The sequence below is a fragment of the Alkalibacillus flavidus genome (assembly GCF_040545925.1).
Taxonomy (GTDB): domain Bacteria; phylum Bacillota; class Bacilli; order Bacillales; family Alkalibacillaceae; genus Alkalibacillus; species Alkalibacillus flavidus.
On record NZ_JBEPMX010000001.1, the window covers coordinates 132661 to 144698 of the forward strand.

13 protein-coding genes and 1 other annotated feature are annotated in these 12038 nt (G+C 41.3%); all 13 genes read left to right on the forward strand.

The window, feature by feature from the left end; genetic code table 11:
- Positions 1 to 51: 51 nt before the first annotated feature.
- The 13 genes from sigG (at position 52) to ABID56_RS00740 (ending at position 12010) form a co-directional block, all read left to right on the forward strand.
- Positions 52 to 834, forward strand: a complete 783-nt coding sequence (sigG, locus tag ABID56_RS00680; RefSeq protein WP_354218440.1) for an RNA polymerase sporulation sigma factor SigG — start codon at positions 52 to 54, stop codon at positions 832 to 834.
- 134 nt (positions 835 to 968) lie between these two features.
- Entirely contained in the window at positions 969 to 1208 is a 240-nt protein-coding gene (locus ABID56_RS00685; RefSeq protein ID WP_354218441.1) for a YlmC/YmxH family sporulation protein, read from the forward strand.
- 69 nt (positions 1209 to 1277) lie between these two features.
- Positions 1278 to 2072 (forward strand): peptidoglycan editing factor PgeF, encoded by a 795-nt coding sequence (gene pgeF / locus ABID56_RS00690; protein WP_354218442.1) that lies wholly within the window; start codon positions 1278 to 1280, stop codon positions 2070 to 2072.
- 11 nt (positions 2073 to 2083) lie between these two features.
- Positions 2084 to 2758 carry a YggS family pyridoxal phosphate-dependent enzyme gene (locus ABID56_RS00695; RefSeq protein WP_354218443.1) on the forward strand — a complete coding sequence of 225 codons (675 nt, stop codon included), beginning with the start codon at positions 2084 to 2086 and terminating at the stop codon, positions 2756 to 2758.
- A 16-nt stretch (positions 2759 to 2774) separates the two neighbouring features.
- Entirely contained in the window at positions 2775 to 3206 is a 432-nt protein-coding gene (locus ABID56_RS00700; RefSeq protein ID WP_354218444.1) for a cell division protein SepF, read from the forward strand.
- Positions 3207 to 3230: 24 nt separating this feature from the next.
- Entirely contained in the window at positions 3231 to 3494 is a 264-nt protein-coding gene (locus tag ABID56_RS00705) for a YggT family protein (RefSeq protein ID WP_354218446.1), read from the forward strand.
- 28 nt (positions 3495 to 3522) lie between these two features.
- A complete protein-coding gene (locus ABID56_RS00710) occupies positions 3523 to 4296 on the forward strand; it encodes a YlmH family RNA-binding protein (RefSeq protein WP_354218447.1) in 774 nt (257 codons plus the stop codon).
- Positions 4297 to 4385: 89 nt separating this feature from the next.
- Entirely contained in the window at positions 4386 to 4946 is a 561-nt protein-coding gene (locus ABID56_RS00715) for a DivIVA domain-containing protein (protein WP_354218449.1), read from the forward strand.
- 86 nt (positions 4947 to 5032) lie between these two features.
- Positions 5033 to 5245: a binding site (T-box leader), on the forward strand.
- A gap of 60 nt (positions 5246 to 5305) precedes the next feature.
- A complete protein-coding gene (gene ileS / locus ABID56_RS00720; RefSeq protein ID WP_354218450.1) occupies positions 5306 to 8047 on the forward strand; it encodes an isoleucine--tRNA ligase in 2742 nt (913 codons plus the stop codon).
- Positions 8048 to 8412: 365 nt separating this feature from the next.
- Positions 8413 to 8883 carry a signal peptidase II gene (lspA, locus tag ABID56_RS00725; RefSeq protein WP_354218451.1) on the forward strand — a complete coding sequence of 157 codons (471 nt, stop codon included), beginning with the start codon at positions 8413 to 8415 and terminating at the stop codon, positions 8881 to 8883.
- Complete coding sequence (locus ABID56_RS00730; protein ID WP_354218452.1) at positions 8880 to 9794, forward strand: RluA family pseudouridine synthase; 915 nt, start codon at positions 8880 to 8882, stop codon at positions 9792 to 9794. The genes lspA and ABID56_RS00730 overlap by 4 nt, the downstream gene beginning before the upstream one ends.
- Positions 9795 to 9989: 195 nt before the next feature.
- Positions 9990 to 10529 carry a bifunctional pyr operon transcriptional regulator/uracil phosphoribosyltransferase PyrR gene (pyrR, locus tag ABID56_RS00735; protein WP_354218453.1) on the forward strand — a complete coding sequence of 180 codons (540 nt, stop codon included), beginning with the start codon at positions 9990 to 9992 and terminating at the stop codon, positions 10527 to 10529.
- 137 nt (positions 10530 to 10666) lie between these two features.
- A complete protein-coding gene (locus ABID56_RS00740; RefSeq protein ID WP_354218454.1) occupies positions 10667 to 12010 on the forward strand; it encodes a uracil-xanthine permease family protein in 1344 nt (447 codons plus the stop codon).
- Positions 12011 to 12038: the final 28 nt, after the last annotated feature.

Consider the following 12038-nt stretch of genomic DNA (forward strand, 5'->3'; position numbering starts at 1 on the left):
CCATCTGGACACAATGACAACTGACATCATCTCCAGATGGGAGGGGCCATTATGACGAAAAACAAAGTGGAAATATGCGGTGTAGATACGTCAACGTTACCCGTGTTAAAGAATGACGAAATGCGGTTTTTATTTAAACGTGTCCAAGCAGGTGATGAGAGTGCACGTGAAGAGCTTGTAAATGGGAACTTACGACTTGTTTTAAGTGTGATTAAACGATTTAACCATCGTGGTGAAAATGTTGATGATTTATTTCAAGTCGGCTGTATTGGATTGATGAAATCGATTGATAACTTTGACTTGAGTCAAAATGTGAAATTTTCTACTTATGCAGTACCGATGATTATCGGTGAAATTAGACGATACTTACGTGATAACAATCCGATTCGTGTCTCTCGTTCATTGCGCGACATTGCCTATAAAGCGCTGCAAGTTCGAGAAGATTTAATGAGCAAACGCTCGAGCGAGCCGACGACACAAGAGATTGCAAAGGCGATGGACTTGCCTCAAGAAGATGTTATTTTTGCACTCGACGCGATTCAGGATCCGGTTTCTTTATTTGAACCGATCTATAATGATGGTAGTGATCCGATTTTTGTCATGGACCAGCTAAAAGATGATAAACAAAAAGATTCGTCTTGGCTTAACGAACTCGCGATACGAGAAGGCATCAAAAAATTAAATGAACGCGAAAAATTAATTATTAATCAGCGATTTTTTGAAGGTAAAACCCAGATGGAGGTCGCTGATGAAATTGGTATTTCACAAGCTCAAGTATCTCGCTTAGAAAAATCAGCGATTAAAGAGATGAACAAAACAGTATTAGATTCGTAATCAGGCACGCGAATACCATATGATTAAACCGAGCCGATCAAAATCGTTAAAGGCTCGGTTTTTTGTATAGGGTGACTTGATAGGCAAGATTGGGCTTGATTTTTCATATAATAAGGGTGAGGGGGGGCGTCACGATGTTATTGTCAGAGCTGCAAACAAAAGATATTATAGATATGGAAAGCGGTGAACGACTTGGTGTCGTAACCGATCTTGATATCGATGTGACAATCGGTATCGTCCAAGGATTGATCATCACGATTAAAGGAAAATGGTTAGGGTTTTTCGGAGCGCAAGAAGAGTTGATGATTTACTGGAATCAGATTCATATGATTGGTCACGATGTCATCTTAGTAAACCGTTCGAACCATTCTTAAGAAAAACGCGATATCATAAGCAATATCAATTGAAATATGATAAAATATTTACAAAAAGGGGTCTTGGTTATGCAAGAACCATTTCAAGATAACGGAACAGCCATATTAAATCATATGGGTTTTGAGCCATTACATGTTAACGCTGGCTTTACGACGAGGCGAGGTGGCTATAGTCAGCCGCCATATCATCAATTAAATATGGCTCTTCATGTTGATGACAGCCGTGACGCTGTTTTAGCCAACAGACAATACATAAGTGACATGATCGGTAAGCCATTAGATACATGGCGTTGTGTGAATCAAGTTCATAGTACAACGGTTATAGACTTAACGGAAATGCGTGACGATCAGACCATTCATGATCAAACAAGTGTTGATGCAGATGGTATGATTACGAACAATGTTAACCACACGTTAGCAACGTTTTACGCTGATTGTGTGCCGTTATATTTTGTAGCACCGAACCATAATTGGATTGGCCTAGCTCATGCCGGTTGGCGCGGTACTGTGAACGGTATGGGCCAAAACATGGTTGATGCGTTAAAGCAACGTGGTGTAAGCCCCGACGATATTTATGCAACGGTAGGACCGTGTATTTCACAAGACTATTATGAGGTGGATCACCATGTGACCTCACACATACCTGAACGTTTTAACTATGTGTTAAAGCCATCTCAATCTGGTCGATGGTTACTTGATTTAAAACAACTCAATCGTTTGTTTTTGGAAGAGGCAGGACTTAAAGAGGACCATATTCAAGTTTCGGATTATTGTACGTTTGCATCAAGCGATTTATTTTATTCGTTTCGACGTGACGCAGGACAAACTGGTCGTATGATGGCTTATTTATCATTAATAGAATAAGGGTGTAAGACATGGCAGTTAAACAAAACTACGATTCGATCAATCAAACCATTCAAGACGTATGTCATAATGTAAACCGTAATCCTGATGATGTCCGTGTGATTGCCGTGACGAAATATGTCTCAAATGAACGAGCACTTGAAGCTATAGAAGCTGGTATTACCGATTTAGGCGAAAATCGTTCAGACGGGTTTCTAGAGAAATTTAATGCGATTGGTAATGCCGCTAATTGGCATTTTATTGGAACGTTACAATCGCGGAAGGTGAAAGATGTGATTGATGGGGTTACATCCATTCATTCACTAGACCGTCAATCATTAGCGAAGGAAATTGACAAACGCGCCAATCGCACGATAACGTGTTTTGTACAAGTGAATACGAGTGGTGAGGCATCGAAACACGGTCTCTCACCAGAAGACGTTCGTTCTTTCATCGAATCACTAAAAGCATACGCTAACATCGAAGTTGCCGGTTTAATGACGATGGCGCCGTTAGTGGATGATGAAGCGGTTATTCGTGATAGTTTTCGTCAGTTACGGTTATTGCGCGATGACATTCAACAATTGAACTTATCTCATGCTCCATGTCATTATTTATCAATGGGCATGAGTCACGATTATCACATAGCGATTGAGGAAGGCGCGACACACGTCCGTATTGGATCAAAGCTTGTAGGACAAGACTAATTAGGAGAGGATTGCGATGAGTTTCAAAGATAAATTTAAGTCGTTTTTCGATATCGACGAACAACCGTCATTTGAAGAAACGCCGTCTTACCGTCGGCAGCCAGCAACCCATCAAGAAGAAGCGGAACAACCAAGCAAGCCACAAAGCCACGATAATGTCGTAAGTTTAACGTCAATCCAAAACGATGCCAAAATGGTTTTAAGTGAGCCAACAGATTTTGATGATGTACAAGAGATTGCTGAACATATTAAGAAGAAAAAATCAGTCGTGATTAATTTACAACAAGTCGATCATCAAACGGGTTTGCGCATCGTCGACTTTCTGAGTGGAACCGTTAATGCTCTAAATGGTGATATTCAAAAACTAGGACAAAAAACATTTTTATGTACACCAGAGAATGTGAATATTTCTGGCAGTATTTCAGATATTTTTAATGAAGAAGAGTAATGAAGTGAGAGAGGATGGGTTTCATTGAGCCTATTATTAAGTCTATTATTAACAGCTGTAAAAATATATTCGTTTATGTTGATCGGCTATATTTTGATGTCGTGGTTTCCAGGAGCTAGGGAATCAGCTATTGGACAAATTTTAGAAAAAGCATGTGAACCATATTTAGAACCGTTTCGAAAAATTATCCCGCCGCTCGGTATGATTGATATTTCGCCAATCGTCGCGATTATTGCGTTAAACTTAGCGTCTAACGGGTTAATATTTATTTTCTCTAATTTTCTATAATCTATCGTAAACGAAAGATGAGGCGACTATGGAGTTATACCAACACTTCAGACCAGAAGAACAACCATTCATCGACCAAGTCATTGACTGGCGCGACCAAGTTGAGAGGCAGTATATGCCTGTTTTAAGCGATTTTCTTGATCCACGCGAACAACTGATTTTTCGTTCAATTATTGGCCATGATGAATCATTAACTTTATCGTTTCATGGCGGTTATGACACTTCAGAGCGAAAACGCGCATTGCTAGCGCCGTTTTATGAATCGACGTCGGATGACGATTTTAATTTAACCGTTTTACAAGGGACTTATGCGACTAAGTTTGTATCGCTCACTCACCGTGATTTACTCGGAACTGTGATGTCATTAGGACTACAGCGTAAGAAGCTGGGCGACTTAATTGTTAAGGACGGCAAATTTCAAATCATTTGTGACCGAGATATGGCGATGTTTTTGCAATTAAACATTGAAAAAATCAAGAACACGCGGATTGATCTAAAGGAAGTCGGGTTAGATGATATATTAACACCAAATCATCAATGGCACGAAAAAGATGGGACCGTCTCATCGACGCGTCTTGATGCTATTTTAAAAGAGATCTATCAAATTTCGCGTCAAAAAGCACAACAGTTTATCGAAAAAGAAGCTGTCAAAGTCAACCATCGTGTTGTGAATCAACCGTCTTTTACGTTACAACCAGGCGATCTTATTTCACTTAAATCCTATGGTCGTAGCAAAGTCGTTGATATAATGGGGGAAACGAAAAAACAGAAGCAACGGATTAAAACGGCAAAATTAAAATAATGTCTAAATTTAAGGCAGGAATACAGTTCGTTTTGTCGAATTATTACGTTAAGAGGTATGTAGTTAAAGAACTAAAGGGGGTCAAGTGAATGGGTATTACGCCGTTAGATATTCATAATAAAGAATTCACTAGAGGATTTAGAGGTTATGATGAAGATGAGGTTAATGAGTTTCTTGACCAAGTCATAAAAGATTTTGAGAAAGTTATTCGTGAAAAGAAACAGTTAGAAGAGCGTGTCAACGAAGCAGAGGAAAAACTCAATCATTTTAGTGATATTGAAGAAACCCTAAATCGTTCGATCTTAGTCGCGCAAGAAACAGCAGACGAAGTGAAGAACAATGCGAATAAAGAAGCGAAGTTAATCATTAAAGAAGCGGAAAAGAACGCGGATCGCATTGTGAATGACGCGTTATCGAAATCGCGTCAAGTGTCGATGGAAATTGAAGAATTGAAAAAGCAAGCGAAAGTATTCCGTACGCGGTTAAAAATGTTAGTTGAAGCTCAACTGGACATTATTGATAATAGCGATTGGGAAGACTTGTTTGAGCTTGATTCATCTGAAGATGATGAGCAAGAACAATTGTATGAATCAACGGATTTTGCGCACGGTTATACGCATGATACCGATGTCGACTCATCGTCGTCGTGATTTTACGATGATTGTGTCTTGACTTGTTGTTTGAAATTATCTATAATTTTTTTATCATGAATTTCTATGTAATTAAATGAAATATGGAATATGCACTGATAGGAAGAGTACTTTGAGATCGTTATCGAAGCGAGCTAGGGATGGTGTAAGCCTAGTGATAACCCTTAAAGGAAGATCATCCTGGAGCATCTTTTTTGAACGTTCAGTAGAAAAAGACGGGTCATTCACGTTACGAATGTCGAGTGGGATGGCACTAGCCATTCAACGAGGGTGGTAACGCGAGCTTTCTCGTCCCTTTTATGGGATGGGGAAGCTTTTTTTGTGTCATAAATGAATTAGAGACTAAAAGGAGGATCCTCATGAGTTATAAAGAGACGTTATTGATGCCGAAGACGGATTTTCCGATGCGCGGTAACTTACCGAACCGTGAGCCGGAAATGCAACAGAAATGGGAAGAAGACAATATTTATGAGCAAGTCCAAGAACGTACGAAAGACCGACCACTTTTCGTATTACACGATGGCCCGCCATACGCGAACGGCGATTTGCATATGGGTCACGCGCTGAACAAAGTACTGAAAGACTTCATCGTTCGTTATAAGTCAATGGCAGGTTTCCACGCGCCGTATGTACCAGGTTGGGATACACACGGTCTACCAATCGAAGTCGCCTTAACGAAGAAAAAGAAAATTGACCGTAAACAAATTCCAGTCCCTGAATTTCGTGAAATGTGTAAACAATACGCGTTAGAGCAGCTCGATAATCAACGTACGCAGTTTAAACAACTTGGTGTACGTGGTGATTGGGATAATCCTTATATTACATTAAACCCATCATTTGAAGCGCAACAGATTCAAGTGTTTGGGGAAATGGCGAAAGCAGGTTACATTTATAAAGGGAAGAAGCCAGTTTACTGGTCGCCGTCATCAGAATCAGCTTTAGCTGAAGCTGAAATCGAATACCATGATAAACGCTCACCATCAATTTATGTTGCTTTTGATGTGACGAATGGTAACGGCGAATTACAAGGTGACGAGAAGTTTATCATTTGGACGACAACGCCTTGGACGATTCCAGCTAACTTAGCGATCGCCCTTCATCCAGACCTCGATTACGTTGTCGTGTCAACGGATCAAGGCAATTTCATCATTGCGGAAGACTTATTAGAAGAAGTGGCTGAGAAAGCTGAATGGCAAGAGTATTCGATCCGTTCGCGTCATAAAGGTAAAGACTTGGAGTATGCGAAAGCACAACACCCACTTTATGACCGTGAATCATTAATTATTTTAGGTGATCACGTCACAACGGAATCTGGTACAGGCTGTGTTCACACAGCGCCAGGTCACGGTGAAGAAGACTATTGGATCGGTAAACAGTATGGCTTAGATGTGCTATGCCCTGTCGATGAAAAAGGGGTGTTCACTGACGAAGCGCCTGGCTTTGCCGGAGAATTTTATGATAAAGCGAATAAATCAATTACTGACGAACTAAGTGACAAGGGCGCGTTATTAAAGCTTGAATTCATGACGCACTCATATCCACATGATTGGCGAACGAAAAAGCCGACGATTTTCCGTGCGACGTCACAATGGTTCGCATCAGTTAGCGATTTCCGTAATGACTTATTAGACGCGATTGAAGACGTTGATTGGCATCCACACTGGGGTGAAACACGGATGTACAATATGGTGCGTGACCGTGAAGACTGGTGTATTTCCCGCCAGCGTGTTTGGGGTGTACCGATTCCTGTTTTTTATGCTGAGAATGGTGAAGAAATCATTACAGACGAAACGATTAATCATGTGTCAGACTTATTCCGTGAACACGGGTCTAACATTTGGTTTGAACGTGAAGCTAATGATTTATTACCTGAAGGATTTACGCATCCAGGTAGCCCGAATGGCGAGTTTACGAAAGAAACAGATATTATGGACGTTTGGTTTGACTCAGGTTCGACTCACCAAGGTGTGTTACATGAGCGCGACGACTTAGATCGTCCAGCTGACCTTTATTTAGAAGGATCTGACCAGTACCGTGGTTGGTTTAACTCATCGTTAACGACGGCTGTTGCGACTACTGGTCAAGCGCCTTATAAAGGGATTTTAAGCCATGGGTTCACGTTAGACGGTGACGGACGTAAGATGAGTAAATCACTCGGTAACGTCATGGTACCATCGAAAATTATGAAGCAATTAGGTGCTGACATTTTACGTTTATGGGTAGCTAGTTCTGACTACGGAGCTGACGTCCGTGTGTCGAATGAAATCTTAAAACAAGTGTCAGAAGTTTATCGTAAAATCCGTAACACGATGCGTTTCGTGCTCGGTAACTTACATGACTTTGATCCTAGTGAGCATCGTTTAGCTGATCACGAACTCGAAGAAGTGGACCGTTACATGTTAATTCGTCTGCAAGAAACGGTCGATAAAGTGCGTAACGCTTACGATCATTATGAATTCGCAACGATTTATCACACGATCAATAATTTCTGTACGGTCGATCTAAGTTCGTTCTATCTAGACTTTGCGAAAGATGTTTTATATATCGAGAAACAAGATAGTCAACGTCGACGTAGCATTCAAACGGTTTATTACGAAATTGTTGTTAGTCTGACGCAACTATTATCACCTATTTTAGCGCATACAGCTGATGAATTATGGAGCCATATTCCAGGCGTCGAAGCGAAGAACGTTCAATTAACAGATATGCCTGAAGCGCGTTCTGTTGCAGGTGAAAACGAAACGAAAGCTAAATGGCAGCAATTGATGGCTGTGCGTGAAGACGTGTTAAAAGCGTTAGAAGAGGCACGAGATGATAAAGTCATCGGTAAATCGCTTGAAGCGCATGTTACGATCGTGCCGAAAGATGAGCAAACGCGTGATCTGCTTGATTCAGTTGAGCATTTACACCAGTATCTAATTGTATCTGAAGCATCTGTGGTCGATCATTATGATCCAGCGAAGACGTATGACAATGTATCGGTCGCTGTTGATCGTCATACAGGCGAAACATGTCAACGTTGCTGGGTATCATCACACTCTGTTGGTCAAAACAGTGAACACCCTGACCTATGTGAACGTTGCGCGAACGTTTTATCTTAATGTGATGAACTAGCCTAAGGCAAAAAGTGATTCAATTGTCCAAAAGACGAATGTTTGAGCAGAATACCAGTTTAGCACTAACGAAGCGGAATCAAAACGCGTAGACTCCTGTGGGAACAGCGCGAGTCTCGAGACCCCGCAGGAAGCGCTTTTTTTCCGAGGAGGCTCGAGCCGTGCCCACGGAAAGCGGAGCGTTTTGATGGAGCGTCATTCAAGCAAAAAACCCGAACGATTTATTTTTTTAAATCGTTCGGGTTTTACTTTTGTCTCAAGCTTAGTATTTTTTTATCACAAGACATTCATCGTGTTTTGGTCGCTTTTATGGTAAAATGCAATAGGTAAAATGAATATGGAGGTCACAGCCGTTGATATATTATATAATAGCATTCATACTCGTTGCGATTGACCAAATCACAAAATGGCTCGTTGTTAAAAACATGACATTAGGCGAATCAATTGAAATCATGCCTCAATTCTTTTATTTAACATCCCATCGTAATAGTGGGGCTGCTTGGGGCATGCTACAAGGCCAAATGTGGTTATTTTATATCGTCACGTTGATCGTCGTCGGGGTCATCGTTTACTTTATGCGAGAATACCGTCATGGCTATCCATTATTAAACGTCGGATTCGCATTTTTATTAGGTGGTGCGATTGGTAATTTCATCGATCGTATTCGAATTCAAGAAGTGATCGATTTCTTTGATTTTACTATTTTAGGCTACAACTTCCCGATATTTAATGTAGCAGACAGCGCACTGACGATCGGCGTTGTCATTGTGATTATATTGATGATCTATGATGAATGGCAAACGAAAAAGGGTGAAAAGGCATGACAGAAACGAAGCAATATACAATAGACGAAACCTATGCACAAAAGCGAATCGACCATGTTCTAGCGCAACTAAATAACGAAGCGTCACGCTCACAAGTTCAATCATGGGTGAAAGATGGCTATGTGACCGTTAATCAGACGCCGGTCAAAAATAATTATAAATGCCAAATCGGTGATGTCATTGAGTGGCAAGAGCCTGAACCAGAAGACATGTCACTTGAACCAGAAAATATTCCACTCGATATTCGCTATGAAGATGAACATTTACTCGTTGTGAATAAGCCTAAAGGGATGGTAGTTCATCCAGCCTTTGGTCATGAGAGTGGCACATTAGTGAATGCATTGTTATATCATTGTGATGACTTATCTGGGATCAACGGTGTTAACCGTCCTGGTATCGTGCACCGAATTGATAAAGATACGAGTGGTCTTTTAGTGGTGGCGAAACACGATCAAGCGCATGAGCGTTTATCCGAACAATTAGCCAATAAAGACATTAAACGTCAGTATGAAGCACTCGTCCATGGTGTCATCTCTCACGAATTAGGTACGATTGATGCGCCGATTGGACGCGATGCGAATGACCGACAAAAAATGGCGATTGTAGATGGCGGTAAACCGGCGATCACGCATTTTTCGGTTGTGGAACAATTTCAAGATTATACGCATGTTAGTTGCGAGCTAGAAACTGGACGGACACACCAAATTCGTGTTCATTTTAAGTATATTAACCACCCGTTAGTCGGCGATCCGAAGTATGGCTACCGAAAAACCTTAGATGTGGACGGACAAGCACTTCATGCCAAGTCGTTATCGTTTTTGCATCCGGTAAGTGGTGAAGAAATGATGATGGCAGCAGAGCCACCACAAATCTTTTTGGATACGATCGATCAAATCAAAAAAATGTCTTGACTTTTGTGTGCAACACGTTACAATGTGTAATAGTGAAAACAACATTTAAAACCTTTAAACATAGTCCCGTGAGGCTAGTAAGGTAACGATATGAAGATTGATAGGGTTAGTGTGTCTAAATGCCCCTTTCTCGTTACCTCACGTAGCGGGAAAGGGGTTTTTTGATGTTAAAGGATCGTATCTGGAGGTGATCAAATGCAAGAAAAAACCCAATTATTAGATGAAGCAGCGATTGGCCGTGCGATTAAACGTATTTCGCATGAGATTATTGAACGAAACAAAGGAACCGATGATCTCGTGTTAGTTGGGATTAAAACACGGGGGACACCGATTGCGAAGCGCATTCAGCAAACGATCGAACAAATCGAATCGGTTACAGTGCCAACTGGCGAATTAGATATTTCGCTTTACCGTGATGATTTAACCGAAATTGACAATCATGACGAAGCACAGTTAAATCAAACAAATATTCATGAACAGTTACAAGGCAAAACGGTTATTTTAGTTGATGATGTGCTTTACACAGGGCGAACAGTACGAGCGGCAATGGATGCGATCGTCGATATTGATCGGCCTAAACAAATTCAGCTCGCCGTATTAGTTGACCGTGGTCACCGTGAATTGCCGATTCGAGCTGACTATGTAGGGAAAAACATCCCAACCTCTCAAGAAGAAGTCATCAAAGTCCAATTAAGTGATACTGATGACGTCGAACAAGTAAGTATTTATGAATAGAAAATAGAAGACCTTTAAGGAAGTCCAGCGAGGCTTATAAGGTCGTGAAGTTGCGTACACGGGGGAAAAGTGTACGTATGCCTCTTTGCGATCTTATCGTAAAGAGGTTTTTTATATCACAAAAAGGAGTGGAACATATGAGTGAACAAGACAAAGTGTTAGACGTAAGAGATGTACCGAATAAAGCGAAATGGTTTTGGCTCAGTTTACAACATTTATTCGCGATGTTTGGGGCGACGATATTAGTTCCGTTTTTAGTCGATATGCCAGCAAACGTCGCGCTTGTAACGAGTGGTATCGGTACGTTAGCCTATCTCGTCATTACAAGAGGTCAGATTCCGGCTTACCTTGGTTCAAGTTTTGCCTTTATTGCCCCGATACAAGCCGCCAGTGTGGCAGATGGATTACCGGGCGCTATGATGGGTGCTTTTTTAGCAGGCCTCGTATATGGACTTGTGGCCATGTTGATTAAAGTAAGTGGCGTCAATTGGTTACTAAAATTACTACCACCTGTTGTGGTTGGTCCAGTTATTATGGTGATCGGGTTAGGTTTAGCACCAACAGCTATTGATATGGCGATGTATAACAGTGATGGCAATATTCATTTTACATACATGCTCGTGGCATTTGTCACATTACTCATTACAGTAATCGGTTCTGTTTATTTCAAAGGGTTCTTTAATGTCATTCCGATTTTACTCGGGATCGTTGGCGGTTATATGACAGCGTTGGTCGCGGGCATTGTTCAAACAGACGGTATTCAATCGAGCGTGCAAGCTTTAACGTCTAGTGATTCAATCGGCGATATGTTGAATGCGATCTTTGTTACACCAGATTTCATCATCCCGTTTGTCGATTATCAACCGCTTGATGTGCTAAGCCTATCCGTCGTCTTCATCATGGTGCCAGTGGCGTTAGTCACGATTACAGAGCATATCGGCGACCAAATGGTATTATCCAAAGTCGCTGACCGTAACTTCCTAAAATCACCTGGTTTAGGCAGTTCGATTTTAGGTGACGGTGTCGCGACGATGATTGCGTCTGTTTTAGGTGGACCACCTAATACGACGTATGGTGAAAACATCGGAGTCCTTGCAATTACACGAGTGTTTAGTGTGTTCGTCATTGCGGGTGCAGCGATGTTAGCGATTTTGTTCGGGTTCACCGATATCATTACGGTGTTCATTGAATCCATCCCAGAAGCCGTGATGGGTGGTGTGTCGATTCTATTATTTGGTGTGATCGCATCGAGTGGTTTAAGAATGTTAATCGACAACCATGTTGACCTTGGCATTAAACGAAATCTCATTATTACATCAGTCATACTCGTTATCGGAATCGGGGGTGTAGCGATTCCGGTAAGTGATCAAGCTGAAATTCCCGGTTTAGCGGTCGCAACGATCGTCGGCATTATATTGAACTCGATTCTACCTCAAGAGGACCATGCGACAGAAAACGTTGCATTATTTGATGAAGAGTAAAGGGGGATGAATTGCGCGTGAATTTATT